This window comes from Pseudogracilibacillus sp. SO30301A, from assembly GCF_037072025.1.
GTDB lineage: Bacteria > Bacillota > Bacilli > Bacillales > Amphibacillaceae > Pseudogracilibacillus.
Genome location: NZ_JAXHDD010000071.1, coordinates 1 through 17928 on the forward strand (window position 1 = coordinate 1; position 17928 = coordinate 17928).

A 17928-nucleotide genomic window follows, 5' to 3' on the forward strand; every position below is an offset into this window, starting at 1 on the left:
ATCCGCAACGGGTGGGGCTAAAGTCCACAGGACTGGAGCTTTCGCTCCGCAATAATCATTAACAGGGAATCAGCAGGTATTTCATTATAGGGCGCTATTGTGGGGGAATACAGGCAGAAATTAATCGAACTTTTTTATAAAAAATGTATAGTACTTCACAAAGAAAGAATCCGTTTTGATAAATCCTAATTCAATACGGATTCTTTTAATTTTTATTTATAGAACCAATATGTAGTTTTTGAATTAGATTGAATTAATTGATTTCTAAAATGAATCAACTTTTTTACAGCAATTTCATTTCGTACCCCAAATTTATCCCTAATTAATGGTACACCTTCTTTAATAGTATGTATTTTGTATTTTTGTAACATAAAAGTAGGTATGCAGAAGTGAAGCATAAAATTATTTGCTTTCCATTCTTGATACTCTAAAAAAAGAGTGTTTATGTTTATTATTTGATTACCGTACTGTAAAAGAATGTGACAGAGTTCGTGTCCAAAATCTTCCCATTGTACTTCTGGAGGTAATCGGGAGTCAATGATAATTTCTCCTTTGTAAGTTCTGCTATGAATAGGAAGAAAGTGGATAGGGATTTTTAATAAATTTGCTATTTCTCTCATATCTAATTGACTAGGTTTATGAATGTTTAAATGATTGTAAAATTTTTTTATTGCGTCCTCTAATAGTGTTGTTTGATATTTCATAATTGATCACCTCTTAGAAACGTTTGTTCGATTGCGTGGTGTAAAAAAAGCTCTAGATATAGAGCCTATTTTTTTTTGTCTCTTTCTTGAATAAATTCCCAAAAACTTATTAATTCATTTATTTTTTCTTCTGGTGCATTCTGAAGGTCTTTAAAAAAAATTTGTGTTTTAGGGTCTAAAAATTCTTTCCACATTTCATCTGGGGAATTACTATGTTCATTTCCAGTAATTATATAATCAATTGAAACGTCGTACAAGTTTGCTAACTTTTTCAGTGTATCAAAATCGGGTTGTCTCTTAGAAGCTTCGTAACTTGATAAAGTATTATTCTTAATACCAACTTTTTCAGCGACTGTTATTTGTTTATAACCTTTTTCCCCACGTAACTTTTTTAGTCGTTCACCAAAGTTCATAAATTATCTCACTTCCTTATTATATATTGATATTCTACCATTATTTCGCTATTTGAGAAACTTTATTCACAAAATGAGAAAAAAGTTTAAAAAAACACTTTACTTTCTCGTAATGAGAATGTATAATGAAGTTAACTTCACAAAACGAGAACATATTAAAGGGTGGTGATGAATTGAGAAAAAGTTTAGGATTTCGTATACAGCGTTTAAGAAAGGAAAAAGGGTTAACCCAATCCTTTGTTGCAAAGAAATTAGGATATAAATATCCTTCAATAATTTCTGAAATCGAATCTGATAAAAAAAGGATTAGTGCTGAAAAATTATATCTGCTGGCAGAAATTTTAGATGTAGATATTAATGAATTTTATAAAGATGAAAATTCACAAAATGAGAAGGGTTTTTCTTTAATTTAATAATTTAATTATATTATTTTTAGGAGGTGAAACACAAATGAATTTTAAAGAAATGCAATTTCAAATGAATAAAGCAGTATCGCTTGCAAAAGAAATGGAAGGTGATTGGCAAGCAAGAATGAAGTTAGCTTTTAGATCGTTGAAAGTAGAATATTATTTTAATCAACCGATTTCAAAAAAGATTATTGAAAAGCTTTTATTACATGGTGTTTCTTATAGAAGAATATCTAAGAATTTTGATATTTCAAGAGAAGGAATTAATTCAATAATGGCATTTGATAACAAATGAAAAGTGTGAATTTATACCACTTGAAGAACTGGTTTGAGAATGCGTAAAGGGGAATGGTTCTTTGAAAACTATATATAGAATTTATGGATAATACTCATTGGTAGTCTTGCCTTTGCCATTTATAAAAACTTTACAGCAATAGATCAACACACGATACATGAAAAAGAAATCATTGAAACCAAAATCATGGATACAAATGCGATTGAAAGCTTTACAAAAAACTTTGTGAAAGACTACTATACTTGGCAAAACGAAAAGGAGTCCATTGAACAACGAACAGAAAAGATTAATAACTACTTGACAGAGGATTTACAAGCTTTAAATATCGATACGGTAAGAGATGATATTCCTACAAGCTCCAGCGTGACTAATATAGATATTTGGTCTGTGTCTTTAGAAAATAATACAACTTATTCGGTTGTATATGCAGTAGACCAAAAGATTACGGAAGATAAAAATAGTGAAAGAGTCCGCACCTCTTATCGAATCTTGTTACATCAAGATAATGTAGGAAATTTAGTCATTACACAAAACCCTACTTTATGGAGTATACCGAATAAATCGGATTATAAGTCACAACAACCTGAAAATAACGGAACAGTTGATTCCGACACGGTGCAAGAAGTGACCGAGTTTTTGGAAACATTTTTTTCTCTTTATCCGACTGCCACGGATAAAGAGCTTGCTTATTATGTAAAAGATCATGCCTTGCCATTAATTAATCAGACACATGTCTTTTCTGAATTAATCAATCCTGTATTTCAAGAAAAGGAGAATCAAATAAAAGTATGGGTCACAGTAAAATATTTAGATGAGACAACCAAAGCGACACAACTTTCACAGTATGAATTGATTTTAGAGAAAGATAGAAACTGGATGATTGTAAAATGAAAATAATCTAGTATATCGTCATGTATAAGATACACCACTTATTTTAGTAGGAAGTGAATAAGTGGTGTATCTTATTATGCTTATTTATACATAACTTGAAATAAAAAAACGATTTTATAATTGCCAGCCTAAAGTAATTGTTTTTCATTTGTAAATTTACTCCATATGGCTAGATAATTCATTTTATCTCTTTTGTAGGCCGACTTTCCGTTTTAATGCGCGTTATAATAATTAAAACTTTTTATTTGAGTGCATAAGGAATTAGGTTAATCGAGGAGGGATTCTATGATTAAAGATACGAAAAGGAACATTTATTAACACTTGTATTAAATCAAAAGTTGTATTTTTCAGAAATAGAAGAAAAACTAGTCAGAGTCACCTATAGTTTGCAGACAATGTTTATACAATAGATCGTGCTGTTCTCGAATTAATTAAAATTATTGATTTACTTGAGCTTGAACAGGAAGCTATCATGCTCGAAATTAATCGTATATTGAAATTATCTGATTAAGTATAACTCGAGTCTATAATTTAAAAAGACATTAAAAAGAATAAATAGAGCGAAAAATTGTTAACTCACAATTATAAAAATTATCTTAATCAATTTACCAGAGAATTTTTTTTATTAATAAGATTTATTACTATAGCATTTGAGAATATTTAAAGCTTTGTATTTATGCTTATTTATACCATTCTTTATTGAATAAATAATTGAACAGATCGTTACAATTCTATGACATGAACATGTTATCCTACATACTGAGGTGATTATATTGGCGAAAATATTAATCGTAGAAGATGAAATTCCAATTAACGAGTTAATCAAAAGAAATCTGCAATCCGTAGGACACGAATGTATTTCTGTGTTTGATGGAGAAGAAGCATTAAATGAAATATCAAAAAAAAACATAGATCTTATTTTATTAGATATTATGCTTCCAAAAATTGATGGTTATGATGTGTTTCAACAAACTTGCGGAGTTCCTACCATATTTTTAACAGCAAGAAATGGATTAACGGACAAGGTGCAAGGTCTTAAATTAGGTGCGGATGATTATATAGTCAAACCATTTGAAATGTTGGAGTTACTAGCTAGGGTTGAAGCAGTTTTAAGGCGTACGAAGAAGGTAAGTGATTCATTTGAACTTGATGGGCTTCATGTTGATTTTCCAAGTAGACAAGTGTACCTGGATGGAGATCTCATTGAATGCACACCTAAAGAATTTGATTTACTAGAAGTAATGATAAATAATCGTAATATTGCACTTTCTCGAGATAAGTTACTAGATCTTGTTTGGGGATATGATTTTATAGGAGATTCAAGAACGGTTGATAACCATATTCAGAAGCTAAGAAGCAAGTTCAGGTTGGAAGACAGAATAAAAACAGTTTATAAACTTGGCTATCGTTTGGAAGTGTGAAGATGAAGTCGCGGACTTTTTTACTAACACTCATACTCTTTCTTTTCTTTTTTAATAGTGGGATATTAATTGTTTCAACAATAACCCTCAAAAATAATCTAGCAGGTTTTAAAGATCAAAGTTTAAGAGAACATTATTTCATTGTTTCGTCATTTGTTAAGGATGTAAAAGCTCTGGAAGAAAGAGGCATCCCTCATGAGGATGCAGTGGAGTCACTTTATAAATCGTATGATCATTTTTATAGTGAACAAAAGGTAATTATTACAATCGCTTTGGACGGGAAGCAACTGTTTTCGGATGTAAATCATCATACTTTTAAACCTTCCGAAACTTCCAGACTGATGAAGAGCAATGAACGCCACGTATTAACAAAAAAAATTGATGGTAAGGAACATATTATTGTGGAAGGAGCTTTACCATCTCCTTATGATAGATATACATTTACATATTATTATGATATTTCTACTATGCTTCACTCGTGGCAGACAATGACAATGAAGTTGCTTATAGCAGGTATGTGTTTAGGTGGATTATTAGCCATTTGTTTATTCTTTGTTTTGAACCGCATTTTTAAGCCACTACAGGAAATATCCACTGTTTCTAGACGAATTGCACAAGGGGAGTATAATAATCGAATTACAATTAAAGGTAAGGATGAACTTGCCGAAATGGCGGCCAGCTTTAATCACATGGCAGAAGAAATACAAAATAAAATTCAGCAAATTACGGAAGCTTCCAAACAAAAGCAGCAATTTATAGACAATTTAGCGCATGAACTAAGAACACCGCTAACGTCTATTTATGGCTATGCGGATTATATTCAAAAGGTTGTTCGAACAGAAGAGGATAAATTATTTGCGACTAATTTAATCATGTCTGAAAGTCGGAGATTACAGAATATTGCTAACCGACTATTATATATGGCGACCTCTCGTGAAAATGTAATAGAGAGGGAAAACATTCAAATAAAAGAATTAATTTGTGGTGTTAAACAATCTTTATCTATGAAAGCGAACGAAAAAGGAATTGAATTAATCGATGAATGTAAGTTTGATACACTTTTTTGTGAGGCCGATATGATCCATGTTTTGCTCGTTAATTTGATTGATAATGCTATGAAAGCATGTGAAAAGAATGGAATGATCAAGGTGTCTGCACGGATAGAAAATGAGAAAAAGGTTATTTCGGTACAGGACAATGGGAAAGGGATGACAGCGGAACAACTTAATCATATAACAGAGCCATTTTATCGGATAGACACTTCACGTACTCGCTCGATCGGTGGAGCAGGATTAGGTTTAGCACTATGTAAGGAGATTGCAGAAAATCATGAGGCAGAGCTAAAGTTTATATCGAAGGAAGGAGAAGGGACAACTGTTAAAATCATTTTTACAACTCCATGATAAGTTTGGGACAGTTTGATAACTTACCATCGATACACTTAGTTTTGAATGCAAAATAATCAAGGAGATGAAGAGACGAGTATGATGATTAAAAAAGAAGTAAAGAGAATAGCACTTGGGTCGATAGTAGCTGTGATATCAACTACCGTAATTTTTAGCGGTGCAAGTCTAGGGGTAAAAGCATTAGAAGTTAGTAAAAATCAAGTAGTTAAAACTAATTATAACATCTTTGATAATGGATCGACGAATGGTAAAGTACCATTGGATTATGAACGACAAGATTACGAAGTGAAGTTAATTGGTAAAAACCAACCATCAGAAAATGATATGAAAATAGAGGAAGCGGCAGAGCTTGCTAGTCAGAATTTATGGAGAACTTTCCGTGTTAATTTAAGTGGTCAAACCATTGAAATGAACTATGAACCTGCTAGTAAAGTGCAACCACGGGCTACATGGGGGGCAACTGTTAAGATTAATGAGAATTTATCGTATGATTTCATGCTTGATGCTATAACAGGGGAAAGTTATTGGATAGAAAAAAGAGCATATCATCAGGCAGATATTAGTGAAGGTTTGAATAAGGAATTGCTACAAAATCATGAGGAATATCAACAGATAGTAAAAGAATTAGTTGAAAAGTATCAACTTTTACCAACGAAGATAAAAGCAATCGACTATATTTCACAAGGATATGATCGAAATGAAATCAATAATAAAAACGCTAATATTACGTTCCAAGTAACATCCGAAGATGATAAAAAGATTCAACTAATGATTTCCACATATAATAAAGAGTTGCTTTCTATAGGGTACGATGGCTGGCTTGAAGAAGCTGAACGGCTTGAACAACGATTAGAGAAAAATCTGAATAATGACGCTATACCTTTCAATATTACAGATGAGCTTGTTAAAGAAGTAGAGGAAACGAATACACCGATCATTATTAACGAGTAAATAGAAGATGGTTGCATTACCAAAAATTGGGGGAGTAATCTAATCTATTTCAATATTCTTAGCCAACGTTTAGGTATAGCTACAAACAGAAACTATCTAGAAATTCCTGGTTTTAAATACATTTACAAGTATTTCGTATTTGTAAGGGAAGGTGAGAAAACTAGAAGTAAAGTACTGAAAAATCACATTACCATTTTAGTAATAATTGATCTTGGGTATGGGAACACAATAGCATAAAAATAAGACGTTCAATTAAAATGGGCGTCTTATTTTTATGCTTGAAAATGAAGAGTAGAGGTGAAATATGACTAACGTTAGGATGTTTATTCGATGGAATGGATGTAATATAACAGAGGCATTTTATCGGATAGATACTTCATGTACCCGCTCGGTGGGGCAGGAATAGGTTTAATGCTATGTGAGCTGATTGTAGAAAATCATAAGGCGGAACTAAAGATTATTTTGAAGGAAGAGAATGGAGCAATTGTTAAAATGATTTTTACAACTCCATGATAAGTCTGAGACAGTTTGATAACTTCTTATCGATAAACTTAGATTTGAACACTGATGAGATGAAGAGGAGATGAAAATTGATGATTAGAAGTATAAATATGAAAAAATCAATACTTAACACCATGTTAATAGCTGGGTTATGTACCCTACTAACAGGATGTTTAGGTGTGAAATCAGAAAAAGAAAAGAACCATATGGATAAGAGTATAGAAAGTGAATCACCCGCAGATATATTTACTAATGAATCATCCGAACAGTCACTAGGTGCTTTTTCTTTTGGCCCTGTCTCGGATCATGATGAACGGGATATATATGAATACAGTGGAGAGGACATTCGTATTCCTTTCCAAGTAGCTGGAATGGACAAGAAAGGAAACTCAGATTTTGGCTTGCTTGTTTTTTTAGACGGGGTATCGCAGCCTTATAGAGTTGAAGAGAGTAATGGAACATCTAGTAAGGAACAGGTCATGCATAAATTCTATTTGGAAGGTGAAGAATCTAAACAATTTGAAATTGTGTTTACACCAATAATTGGAAAAAAAGGAGAGAAAGTTGCAATCGATTTTGCAACGGTTTTTCAGCCTAATTATGTCCCGGAGGATGAGACTGCAACGAATTATGGAGTATATCATGATTTGAATGCCACTCTTCCGCAAGAAGTGCATTTTAAAACTGACATTCCGAATTCTGCTAAACATAGTATCTATTCACAATCCACTATCCAAGAAATTCCGGAAGAAGTCAAGAGTCAAAATGATATATTCCAAATGGAAGGAAGCTCTGATATTTTTGATGAAATGACGGTTGTTGAATTGCTTCCTGAGGATGAGAGTAGTGAAATGATTTCTGCGAAAAATGGTAAGGCGAAGATGAAGTTTCGTATCTATGGTGGCCCTGAGGTAACATATCGCACTACGATTTTTGTAAATCATATCCCGGTTCAAGTGTTTGGTTCTGATTTCATAGAGACATCACTACAAAAAGGCAAGATGAATACAGTAGAGTTTGAATTGGATACGAGTACTCATGGGAAGGTGAATACGGTCTACGCCATTTCTGTTGTTGCAGGTAAAGGTTATTTGACTAATGATGCTTCCCCATTAAAAACGAAGTCAGTACTATTATTAAATGAATAGTAACGGAGATGTGTGCAATGAAAAAATTATATATGACATTATTCATCTTGCTATCTACTATGGTTTTACTTTCCGCTTGTTTACAGAAGGAGAAATTAGTTGACGATGCTGAGGATGAGAATAATCAAGAGAAAAATAATGCAATTGCTTTAAGTGATGATTTAAGTGAATTTGAAAATGTCGTTCATGATGTAACATTCGATTATGGAATCAATCGTCTCGTGTTATCTGATCTTGTAGCTAATGTTGAACTGGAGTCGATAGAATTAAATGAAAACAGCTTTGTTAAAAATATTATGAAATGGAGTCAAGGCTATGCTGTTGAAGTATTATTATCTGATGAGCCGGTCCAACATAAACAAACGTCTGAGCTAGATGTTGTCATGTATCCTGAGAAAATTAACGGGAATCGCATTCAATTATATAATGAAAATCTAAAGTTACAAAATGAAATCGATTTAACTGGAGTACTGCCTGATGAAATCATTGAAGGTGGAGCTGCTACGGCTGTTTCAAGTGATGGAAGTAAGCTTGCTTGGGCCTATATAACAGATTTATACGTATATGATATCAATGATGGTAAGTTGACCACTATTTTAAATGAAACAACGAATCAAGTGAATTTTGAGAAAATCGCATTTACCCAAGATGATAATAAATTAGTCTTCTTTGGTAGTCAGATTGATCATGATGAAGATGAACAAAGCTATGGAATGATTGAACTTGATACTAAAAAAATATCGCTTCATACTGAAAATCAATTTTGGGGTAGTGATATTCAAATATCGCCTCAATATGCAAGCATTACAGATGTGATAGACCCAGTGAGTAATACATCAAGTGGCAACGTTCTAATTGTTGATATTCAGACGGGAGAATGCTTTACAATGAAAGTAGATGGCACAGAAAGTACGATGGCTAGAATAACAGAGGACGGGAAGCATTTGCTTGTAGTGAAAGATTCGGAAAAAGGTAATTATCGAATTCGTCAATATCAGCTACAAACAGGAGAAGCAGTAAAAGAAACAAATCTTCCACCGATGGAGAAAGAAAGTAAAGTGCTAGCAATCAATGCAACAACCGACCCATCTGTATATCAAATTGTCGTGTTTACGGAAAATAAATATTACTTATTTTCATTTAATAGTGAGGAATCATAGAGATGGAACTTCAGTTTAATCAAGTTAAGAAAAGATATGGTAAGCAGTTGGCTTTGGATCACTTTAATGTGACTTTATCTGAAGGTGTATATGGTTTATTAGGTCATAATGGTGCTGGGAAGACAACATTAATAAATATTTTAATTGGAATTTTAGAAGCTACGGAAGGTAAGGTCCTATTGGACGGCATGGATGTCAAACAAATGGGAACAAAATATTTCGATCGAATCGGTTACTTGCCACAATACCCTTTATTCTATAAAAATTTCCGCATAGATGAGTTCTTGAAATATATGTGTGCGTTGAAAGGAATTCCAAAAAGTCAGGTGAAGAGCAGGATAGAGGAAGTACTAGAGTTAGTCAATTTAACATCCGCACATAAAAAGAAAATTTCTGCATTGTCAGGTGGGATGAGACAGAGACTCGGTATTGCGCAAGCGATATTAAACCGTCCGGATATTCTTGTGCTTGATGAACCGACAGCTGGACTAGATCCTGGAGAGAGAATTCGTTTTCGTAATATTATTTCTAGGTTGTCCAAAGATAAGTTGGTATTACTTGCGACCCATATTGTTTCTGATGTGGAGTATATTGCAAAAGAAATTCTTATTTTGGATAAAGGTAAGTTAGTGATGCAAGGTTCACCAGAGCAACTAGAGAACGATAGCAAAGGAAAGGTATGGGAAATGATCGTTAGTGAAGAAGAAATTGAATCGATAGTTGAAAAATATCATGTAAGAAATGTAAAACGCCTGGAAGGTGAGTTCTCCTTGCGAATTGTTAGCGAAGATATTCCTCTTGGAAGGTGTAAAGAAGTTCAACCTTCGTTGGAAGATGTGTTCCTGTCCATTTCCGAAAAATAAACTAGGAGTATTCAGTTATGCTAAGACTTGTTTATTATGAAATCCGTAAAAATTATTTAAGACGCTATATTTTAGCTGCCATTGTCCTATTCATTATACTAAATGCGTGCATTATCTATCGAGGGTATTTAATTGGAGATGGATTGATGGGATATTTTATGCCACATTCAAGTGAAACAAAAGTAGATTGGGAATTCTATCATCGTATGCATAAGCAGTTAGATGGACCGTTAACTATGGAAAAAGCCAAATTTATTAATGAGGAGTATGAACGGCTTTCATCTTTGACGATGGACGGAACGTTTACAAATAAACAATTTGAAAATACGTATACAGGAAATATATATTCTGATTATCGAATGATTGCCAAATATTTTTACCATCCGATGAAATATGCTGCCAACTACGAGAACAATTTATTACAGGTAGTTGAACAGGCGAAAGAGAATCAAGTCTTTTATCGTACGTATAATAATCAATTCGAGTTCGCCAAAAACAAGTATATCGAAAATCATTACGACGGAAGAAAAATAACGGTGTTCTATGATGGAAAAACTTGGGGGCTGCTGTTCAACTACCGTTTCTCGGATTTACTAATTTTACTCCTCTTGTTGCTAGGAATTGTTCCGATATATACGAACGAGAAAGAAACGCGAATGGACGATTTGATTTTATCTAGCAGAAAAGGGAAAGGAAACATGGGTACAGCAAAGATGCTGTCGATATTTGTATATATAGCATTTCTACTACTGATTTTCTCAGGCTTGAATCTACTGACATTTTGTATTCTTTATCGACTTCCAGGTGTCGATATGCCTGTCTATGCAATTGAAGCCTATCAATATACACCGATTACACTTTCGGTAGGTTCCTTTTACATATTATTGCAATTAATCAAATTGGTAGGCTTTTTAGCTATTGGAATTTGGCTGTGCTTATTGTCCACATGGTTTCAGCGTGCACTTTATCCGTATATGCTTGGTCTTCTGTTGATGGTAGGTGGCATCTTTGCAAGTGGTTATCTAGCCTCTATTGAGACAGGGAAAATCATATGGGCATTGTTAAGTCCATTCACTTTACTTAAGGGGAATGAACTACTGATGAAATTGTTAGGGATGAATATTGGAAATACGTTTGTACTAAGATTGACAATTTGCTTGATCGTCCAACTTATACTGTCAGTATTGTTATATTTTATGATTTGCTTATTCAGTACCAGAGGGAAATTAAGCAGAAAAACCATTTTTCCTGTGAAGGAAGGTGTTTGATATGCTGTATCTGGAATGGAAAAAAATCCTCATTAAGCAAAAAGGATTGCTGATTATTGGGCTAATGGTTTTATTAAAAGTCATTATGACGTTGCAACAAGGGTACGATTCTAATGAAATGATTAATCGGAATCCAGACGCATATGCCACATATATGAAACTCTTTGAAGGAAAACTGACGGAACCGAAAGAACAAGCGTTAAAGGGCGAGTATTATGCAGTTACTAATGCGAACATTGAATTGGACGAATTGGTACAGCAATGGAAAGATGGGAGCCTGGAAAAGGAAACGTATGAACAAGAAAGTGCGCAATATTACGAGCGGATCAAAAATCATGCCATATTCCTTGAGATTTATAATCAATATTACTATGTAAAGGAAGATCCAGAGAACAGATATTTGATGGATGGGAGAGGATGGGAAACATTACTGAGTAACAGTTTGCCAGACTTCGTATTACTTCTCACATTGATTATTGTATTAACACCATTGTTTTGTTATGAGTATGAGAATGAGATGGATATGTTGCTTTTATCAAGTTCTAAGGGGAAGTACCAGACAGGTGCAGTTAAACTTGCTATTGCTGCGATACTTGCTGCTTTGATTACTCTTTCATTTACGGTTATCGAATATGTCAGTCTGGCATGGAATGTAGGAATGGATAACGGAAAGTTTCCATTACAAAGTTTGCCGTTCTTTGCAAGTAGTGCTTACGAAATCACACTTAATCAAGCATTGTTGCTACTTGTATTTACTCGTATGATAGGAGCAATTTTATTTGCTGGATGTATCTGTTTATTAAGTATTATTAGTAAAAAAACGATCATTACTTTATTTGTAAGTAGTGTTTTAGTTTTCCTACCTTACATTTTATTTTCAAATAAAATATTGCTTTATTATCTTCCATTGCCTTCAGGTCTACTTATCGGGACTGGGTATTTATGGGGAACTATTTATAATAATGTACTTACCGATCAGGGGGATATTGAAAAAATTGTCCAATTCCAGGCAATACGAAAGGAAATGTTCTTATTATTGATGGGTGGATATATTATAGAGATTATTCTCATTTATCTATACAGTCTCAAGAAGTATGCAAAACTCATATTGGGAACACGATTAAAATATAAAAAGTGGAGTAAATCCTCTTTTACTCTTATTTTCCTTCTTATTAGCTCATTGATCATTAGTGGATGTGAAAATCAAGATAGGGAAAGAGATCTCTTTACTTATGAAAGTGATGGGGCGTTGAAATATGGAGAGACGGCTGGATATGCAATTAGTCTTGATGTGGAAGAAAATATTATTACAGCAAGACATATTGATACAGAAGAAGAAATTCTATTGACACGCGAGCCATTCATACAGGAAGAAATAATCAATACGATATTTATTCGGGATGGGTGGTGTTATTATGTTACTAAAATATCAGATATCGAAGGGATTAGGATATACGCTATTAATCTAAAAGATTTCGAACGGAAGGTAATTTATAATAGTGTGCACGAGAATAGTGAGGACTTTTTTGGTTTGTACGAAAATACGAAAGAATTATTTGAAATAACCACCAATAATTCAGATTGGGAAGAGTTTAACCAGATTTATTCTCGAGTTTCTGACTTAGTGGTGAATGATAATTATATTTATTATGTTATGAATTCTGAGTTGGTACAGATTAACCGTAAAACAGACAAAGAGAGAATTGTGGCCCGTGGTGTGAATGATGGTTTATCAATGGTCTATCATAATGGTGATTTTTACTATATAAATTATCAGTATCGACTAAGCGTATTTAAAGAACAAGATGATAAAGTACAAGTGCTAGATTCTATTTATACCGATAATTTCTATATTGAGGATAGTTCGTTGCATTATAGGAGCTTACTTGATGATAAAAAAGTTTTAATTTATAAACTAGCTCAATAAAGTTAAATAACAATGAAGAATCACTATGCATTTTTTCGCTTATTTCGTTAGCAAATTACACATATAAAGATATGCGATTAAATCACTGACTCTATGATGGCTTACTATCTTTAACTCTTAGTTAATGATTTTATCATATAGCTATATAACATTAAGATACTCACACAATCATATTTAAGTTTTGTTTGAAGCGAAAGGAGTAGACATAATCATGAAGAAACATAAAATATTTATTAGTATTACTTTTATGCTAGGTATAGTAATTACTTTTTATTTTTTTAATCCATTCCAATTGTTACAAGACGACAGTTCGCCATCTCCCAAAATAGAAACAGCTATCAATGAATATCCTGAATTAGGAGCAGGTTTCTCTATGAAAGTATCGAACGAAAACATAAAAACTGATTCAGATATCATTGATTTTTTTATAATGGAAAGCCCTCAAGATGAACTGACTATCTTTTTTGAAAACTTTTATACAAATAGTGAATTTGTTTTAAACCTATTTTACGATTATCAACAAATCGACTTTAAAGTTGATGGTCATAAGAAAACAACTAACTACTTTTTTGAATTAAATGAAAACGAATCGATTTCTATACCAGTCATACTTCCAAAGACAATAAAGGCAGATAAGTCCCCACATAAATTATTGGTTTCAATTGTGGTTGCACCATATTATCATGAAAAAGATTTAAAACTAAATAGTGATCATTACGGTATAGTTATGGATTATGAAATTGAATATGATGGGTACAATTCTTCAGAAAGTTTTAGCCAGAAGCCAGAAATAAATCAGCCTGAATTAATTGACCTTCCTTTCGCTAGCGCTTTAATGATAAATGATGATCTTAATATGAATGCTAAAGTTGCAAACAATCCTCCACATTCATTATCAGTTAAACCAAATGAAGAAGTAACATTAGCTTATCGGGCAGGACCTGAAGAAAACGCGACAAATTACTTGCTAACTGTATTAATAGACTGGAAGCAAACGCTTATAAATAATAATGAACCTTTTCAAATTATTAATATACCAGACTCTAATAAAGTAGGCTATGGAACATTTACTTTTATAGCACCGAATGATCCTGGAGATTATGAATTAATTGCATATCTCATTCCTGAACCATTTACAAGAAAGAGTGATGACCTGTTCTCTATATCTTCGTCTACTAGATTTACACTGTCCGTGCCGCAGAAAAATCAGGGATATCATTTAATGGTAATCAAGCAGTAAAAAAATAAGTTCCGCCAGAATCCCCGCCAAAACAATTTGAAGGTGCAAAAAACGTTGGTATAGCAGCGTTTTGGCGTCACCTGCAATCTTGGAGTGGGAGTAGTGGGTATAGTTGATTTGGTTGGTTTATGGTGATTTGATAGGGTTTTAGGTTATTATATAACGCTTAAAATGATCTATTTAGATATAGTTCCCCACCAATCCCCCCACCAAAGATTGCGTGGGAACGTTGATTTAACAGCTTTTGTATTTTAATGTTTTTTGGCATACCCCACCAAAAACGTAGTTTGTAATAGTTGTTCTAAAAAGCATCTTCTAGTATGAAGGTGCTTTTTAGAATTTAATTTAGTGAAAAGTAGTTTCTTTGATATACTGTTATTAATAATAATATACGAGGAGGATCGAAATGAGTGAGTTTATTAAAAAGTTGACTCCTGAATATTTAGATGATGTGTTGGTTAGACTGGCACACCATTCAAGCGCCATTGAAGGTAACACTATTACTTTGCCTGAAACTGCGACTATAATTCTTGAACAAACACTGCCTAATAATTCTAAAATTACTAGAAGAGAGTATTTTGAAGTTCTAAACCACGAACAAACTTTTGAATATGTGATCGATCAAATTGAAAATAACACACCTTTATCTGTTTCAGTAATCAAGGATATTCATGAAAAGCTAACAGATCGTTTACAGTATGATAAGGGAAAGTTCAAAGTAAGTGAGAATTATATTAAAGGTGCTGAATTTTCGACTGCTCCTCCTCGTGAAGTTCCTGAATTAATAAATCAATTGATAGGTAATTTGAATTACAAAATCGATGTTGCTTTTTCAGATAAAGAAATTGTTAAAGCTATATTAGAATCACATATTACTTTTGAAAAAATTCATCCATTTTCTGATGGTAATGGTAGAACAGGAAGAATGGTCATGAACTATTCTTTGTTGGAGAATGGATTACCACCACTTATTATAGATAAGGAAAATAAAGGTTTATACAATCAAATATTACACGAAGCACAAATAAAAGTATTCCCTAGTGAAAGTGATATAGAAACATTCTATAATTTTGTTGAACCATTTTTACAAAATGAAAAGAAACGAATTGAGTCATTTAATTATAAAGAGAAGAATCAGATGATCAATTATGATGGGATTGAAAAAGAAAATATTGATAGAAGGAGTAACTCTAAAAAAAGTCAAAAGAGAGATTTGGAACGTTAACAGGATAGATTGGTGAGATGAAATGTTGTTGAGTAAAAAGATTTAGGTGAAGTTTTTGATGTTGTAAATGGTATTTACTACTTAGCAGAAGGTAATTATGAGTATGCAATGTTAAGTGGAATGTCTGCGATTCCTGTTGTTGGGAATGTTGCTACAGCAGGGAAGTATGGTTCTAAAGCAAATAAACTGTCAAAATCCGATTTGCAGTTTTTCGGAAATAAAGATATAAGTAAGCAACCTTTATATCATTACACCAATGAGAACGGATTGAACGGAATACTTAGTTCAAATAAATTAAATCCGTCATTGAAAACGAATAACCCAAAAGACGTTAGATATGGCGATGGTCAGTATCTAATCGCTTTAGATTTTTAAACGTGTCCATGATCGTAGTACCTGCACCAAAGTCGATAACGGTTACTGTACTAGTCATTAACTCTTTATGGATTTGCCCTGAGTCATTCATATATTCATTTAGAAGAGTACCCAAGGGTTGTTCGGTGATTCTTACATCAGTAACGTTGATCATGCGCTGTACACCATTACGTGTCACTAGGTGCTTTTGTTGCAAGAAGCGTTTAAATTCTTCGGCTTCTTTCGTTCCAACTTCTTGTGATGGAACACCAGTTACTACTGTTACATCGTTTAATTCATGCTCTTCATAGTCACTTGCTAGTTCAGCAAGGATAAATGAGCATAGTAATTTAAAGCGTTTCTGATTGTACCTATTATTGTGTGTATATGTAGGTATCAGACTATCAGGATCAACGGCTTGCTTAATGCCTACTCCCCAAATATAAACTTCGTCATCATCTAAATTCGAGTTAAATTCATGGTATCCTGAATTACCTGGGTTAGAATCGTAATCGGATGACATATTGACGATACTTGAGACACCAACGCTTTCTTTTTTAGCAATAGCACTTGGAGCAATAACACTCCTTTCATTATTGATTATATGTTATCATAGGTTAAATGAAAATTATTCTAATTTAAGGTGATTTTCTTGCATAAACACGTGTTAAAAATAATGGTACTGATGATTTTTTCTATCAGTCTAGTAGCATGTGGAAATTCAGAAGCCAAAACAAATAATAATTTAACCTATGAAGATATAGTAAATTAGCTATTGAGAAAGTGGAGTCAGAAATCTCTGAACGAAATAATATAGAATATGATAGTTCTAGTATAGATTATGGAAATGATTTGAGAAGCAGTTCAGATATTTCAATGTGGGAAAATGGAAAATATATAAAAGTTGTTGTTTATGATAAAGAAAAAGATGCAAAAGAAATAACTCATTATAGATTAAAAGATGATGAATTAGTGAATATAAACAGTCATCCAGACATTGACTTTGATTCTATAGAGGAAAAAGACCCGGATTATATAGAAGAAAAAGGAAAAATAATTAAGCAGTAATTAATTAGATAAAATTAATAGGAGGTAATAATATGAGTAAAGAAGTGACTAATGAGCAGATTTTACAAGCTATTACTGAATTATCAAAAGAAGTAAGAGATGTAAAACAAGAGGTAAAGAAAAATGCTGATAAAATTGACAAGTTAGATGCTAAGGTAACCGTATTATCAGAGGGATTACTAGACACTCAAGCAGAAGTAAAAATTCTTAAAAATGCAAAGTGAATAATTGCAATGAAAAACAATGTTATAAATTAAATATTTGATTTATTAAAAGAGCAGATAAATTATCTGTTCTTTTTTTTTATGTGCGCCAGGCATGGCGACTATCTAAGTGGTGAAAGTCCACTGTGGGGGTTACACATCAACCAACCACTAGAGAAACGCAAGGTGCTTATCGTGAGGTAAGGGCTGAAGGAAGCGTGTATCAAAATCTTGGCTCGACGAACAGAAATCTGATACCAAGGCTCTATAGGCGGATAAGGCTCCATAACAAGTCAAAGTCCAATAAGATGTGCGTAATCCTGTAGAGTAGATTAGGCGAGTAAAAGAGGAAAGATAGTTGTCTTACCTTGGGAGGTCTCACGAACAGCTCAGGAGTCCCCTATTAAGAAAGCTGGTCGAAAAAGGTTTATCGTGAGAAGTCAGCCGAAGCCATAGTAGTGAGGTATATCATGAAGGGCTGAA

Annotated in this window: 19 protein-coding genes; 16 read left to right on the top strand and 3 right to left on the bottom strand. The window is 33.1% G+C overall.

Going from position 1 to position 17928, the window contains the following annotated elements:
* Positions 1–212 precede the first annotated feature (212 nt).
* Together SPD89_RS20435 and SPD89_RS20440 are read right to left on the bottom strand one after the other, a co-directional pair.
* Complete coding sequence (locus SPD89_RS20435) at positions 213–704, bottom strand: ImmA/IrrE family metallo-endopeptidase (protein WP_336263786.1); 492 nt, start codon at positions 702–704, stop codon at positions 213–215.
* A 65-nt stretch (positions 705–769) separates the two neighbouring features.
* Positions 770–1117 (bottom strand): helix-turn-helix domain-containing protein, encoded by a 348-nt coding sequence (locus tag SPD89_RS20440; protein ID WP_336263787.1) that lies wholly within the window; start codon positions 1115–1117, stop codon positions 770–772.
* A 125-nt stretch (positions 1118–1242) separates the two neighbouring features.
* On the opposite strand from SPD89_RS20440, the gene SPD89_RS20445 reads away from it, so the two are divergent.
* From SPD89_RS20445 to SPD89_RS20510, 14 genes are all read left to right on the top strand, one after another.
* The gene (locus SPD89_RS20445; RefSeq protein WP_336263788.1) at positions 1243–1530 is read left to right on the top strand and encodes a helix-turn-helix domain-containing protein; all 288 of its coding nucleotides are present in this window, start codon (positions 1243–1245) and stop codon (positions 1528–1530) included.
* Positions 1531–1567: 37 nt separating this feature from the next.
* Positions 1568–1819 carry a hypothetical protein gene (locus SPD89_RS20450; RefSeq protein WP_336263789.1) on the top strand — a complete coding sequence of 84 codons (252 nt, stop codon included), beginning with the start codon at positions 1568–1570 and terminating at the stop codon, positions 1817–1819.
* Positions 1820–2005: 186 nt separating this feature from the next.
* Positions 2006–2710 (top strand): conjugal transfer protein, encoded by a 705-nt coding sequence (locus SPD89_RS20455; protein WP_336263790.1) that lies wholly within the window; start codon positions 2006–2008, stop codon positions 2708–2710.
* A gap of 773 nt (positions 2711–3483) precedes the next feature.
* Positions 3484–4131, top strand: a complete 648-nt coding sequence (locus SPD89_RS20460; protein WP_336263791.1) for a response regulator transcription factor — start codon at positions 3484–3486, stop codon at positions 4129–4131.
* Positions 4132–4133: 2 nt separating this feature from the next.
* Complete coding sequence (locus SPD89_RS20465; RefSeq protein WP_336263792.1) at positions 4134–5534, top strand: sensor histidine kinase; 1401 nt, start codon at positions 4134–4136, stop codon at positions 5532–5534.
* An 84-nt stretch (positions 5535–5618) separates the two neighbouring features.
* Entirely contained in the window at positions 5619–6488 is an 870-nt protein-coding gene (locus tag SPD89_RS20470) for a hypothetical protein (RefSeq protein WP_336263793.1), read from the top strand.
* Between the two features lie 593 nt (positions 6489–7081).
* Positions 7082–8137, top strand: coding sequence for a hypothetical protein (locus SPD89_RS20475; protein WP_336263794.1), 1056 nt, complete (start codon positions 7082–7084; stop codon positions 8135–8137).
* Positions 8138–8154: 17 nt separating this feature from the next.
* On the top strand, positions 8155–9297 hold the full coding sequence (locus tag SPD89_RS20480; RefSeq protein WP_336263795.1) for a hypothetical protein: 1143 nt from the start codon (positions 8155–8157) through the stop codon (positions 9295–9297).
* A 2-nt stretch (positions 9298–9299) separates the two neighbouring features.
* Positions 9300–10160, top strand: coding sequence for an ABC transporter ATP-binding protein (locus SPD89_RS20485; RefSeq protein WP_336263796.1), 861 nt, complete (start codon positions 9300–9302; stop codon positions 10158–10160).
* Between the two features lie 17 nt (positions 10161–10177).
* Positions 10178–11428: a hypothetical protein gene (locus SPD89_RS20490; RefSeq protein WP_336263797.1), complete on the top strand. Its 1251-nt coding sequence runs from the start codon at positions 10178–10180 to the stop codon at positions 11426–11428.
* A gap of 1 nt (position 11429) precedes the next feature.
* The gene (locus SPD89_RS20495; RefSeq protein ID WP_336263798.1) at positions 11430–13355 is read left to right on the top strand and encodes a hypothetical protein; all 1926 of its coding nucleotides are present in this window, start codon (positions 11430–11432) and stop codon (positions 13353–13355) included.
* 211 nt (positions 13356–13566) lie between these two features.
* Entirely contained in the window at positions 13567–14595 is a 1029-nt protein-coding gene (locus SPD89_RS20500; RefSeq protein ID WP_336263799.1) for a hypothetical protein, read from the top strand.
* Positions 14596–15001: 406 nt separating this feature from the next.
* Positions 15002–15820 carry a Fic family protein gene (locus SPD89_RS20505; RefSeq protein ID WP_336263800.1) on the top strand — a complete coding sequence of 273 codons (819 nt, stop codon included), beginning with the start codon at positions 15002–15004 and terminating at the stop codon, positions 15818–15820.
* Positions 15821–15928: 108 nt separating this feature from the next.
* Positions 15929–16195, top strand: a complete 267-nt coding sequence (locus tag SPD89_RS20510; protein WP_336263801.1) for an HYD1 signature containing ADP-ribosyltransferase family protein — start codon at positions 15929–15931, stop codon at positions 16193–16195.
* Here the strand turns inward: SPD89_RS20510 and SPD89_RS20515 are convergent.
* On the bottom strand, positions 16152–16778 hold the full coding sequence (locus SPD89_RS20515) for a hypothetical protein (RefSeq protein WP_336263803.1): 627 nt from the start codon (positions 16776–16778) through the stop codon (positions 16152–16154). The genes SPD89_RS20510 and SPD89_RS20515 overlap by 44 nt on opposite strands.
* A 179-nt stretch (positions 16779–16957) precedes the next feature.
* Here SPD89_RS20515 and SPD89_RS20520 point away from each other — a divergent pair, with 179 nt between their 5' ends.
* Together SPD89_RS20520 and SPD89_RS20525 are read left to right on the top strand one after the other, a co-directional pair.
* Complete coding sequence (locus SPD89_RS20520) at positions 16958–17242, top strand: hypothetical protein (protein WP_336263802.1); 285 nt, start codon at positions 16958–16960, stop codon at positions 17240–17242.
* Between the two features lie 32 nt (positions 17243–17274).
* Positions 17275–17466 carry a hypothetical protein gene (locus SPD89_RS20525; protein ID WP_120075851.1) on the top strand — a complete coding sequence of 64 codons (192 nt, stop codon included), beginning with the start codon at positions 17275–17277 and terminating at the stop codon, positions 17464–17466.
* The last annotated feature ends 462 nt before the right edge of the window (positions 17467–17928 follow it).

What these genes read in the sequence shown, in the direction of transcription:
- SPD89_RS20500 (WP_336263799.1), top strand. Translation starts at nt 13,567, where the DNA reads ATGAAGAAACATAAAATATTTATTAGTATTACTTTTATGCTAGGTATA.
- SPD89_RS20490 (WP_336263797.1), top strand. Translation starts at nt 10,178, where the DNA reads ATGCTAAGACTTGTTTATTATGAAATCCGTAAAAATTATTTAAGACGC.
- SPD89_RS20505 (WP_336263800.1), top strand. Translation starts at nt 15,002, where the DNA reads ATGAGTGAGTTTATTAAAAAGTTGACTCCTGAATATTTAGATGATGTG.
- SPD89_RS20435 (WP_336263786.1), bottom strand. Translation starts at nt 704, where the DNA reads ATGAAATATCAAACAACACTATTAGAGGACGCAATAAAAAAATTTTAC.
- SPD89_RS20450 (WP_336263789.1), top strand. Translation starts at nt 1,568, where the DNA reads ATGAATTTTAAAGAAATGCAATTTCAAATGAATAAAGCAGTATCGCTT.
- SPD89_RS20445 (WP_336263788.1), top strand. Translation starts at nt 1,243, where the DNA reads ATGAAGTTAACTTCACAAAACGAGAACATATTAAAGGGTGGTGATGAA.
- SPD89_RS20455 (WP_336263790.1), top strand. Translation starts at nt 2,006, where the DNA reads ATGGATACAAATGCGATTGAAAGCTTTACAAAAAACTTTGTGAAAGAC.
- SPD89_RS20440 (WP_336263787.1), bottom strand. Translation starts at nt 1,117, where the DNA reads ATGAACTTTGGTGAACGACTAAAAAAGTTACGTGGGGAAAAAGGTTAT.
- SPD89_RS20495 (WP_336263798.1), top strand. Translation starts at nt 11,430, where the DNA reads ATGCTGTATCTGGAATGGAAAAAAATCCTCATTAAGCAAAAAGGATTG.
- SPD89_RS20510 (WP_336263801.1), top strand. Translation starts at nt 15,929, where the DNA reads ATGTTAAGTGGAATGTCTGCGATTCCTGTTGTTGGGAATGTTGCTACA.
- SPD89_RS20470 (WP_336263793.1), top strand. Translation starts at nt 5,619, where the DNA reads ATGATTAAAAAAGAAGTAAAGAGAATAGCACTTGGGTCGATAGTAGCT.
- SPD89_RS20480 (WP_336263795.1), top strand. Translation starts at nt 8,155, where the DNA reads ATGAAAAAATTATATATGACATTATTCATCTTGCTATCTACTATGGTT.
- SPD89_RS20465 (WP_336263792.1), top strand. Translation starts at nt 4,134, where the DNA reads ATGAAGTCGCGGACTTTTTTACTAACACTCATACTCTTTCTTTTCTTT.
- SPD89_RS20485 (WP_336263796.1), top strand. Translation starts at nt 9,300, where the DNA reads ATGGAACTTCAGTTTAATCAAGTTAAGAAAAGATATGGTAAGCAGTTG.
- SPD89_RS20475 (WP_336263794.1), top strand. Translation starts at nt 7,082, where the DNA reads ATGATTAGAAGTATAAATATGAAAAAATCAATACTTAACACCATGTTA.
- SPD89_RS20525 (WP_120075851.1), top strand. Translation starts at nt 17,275, where the DNA reads ATGAGTAAAGAAGTGACTAATGAGCAGATTTTACAAGCTATTACTGAA.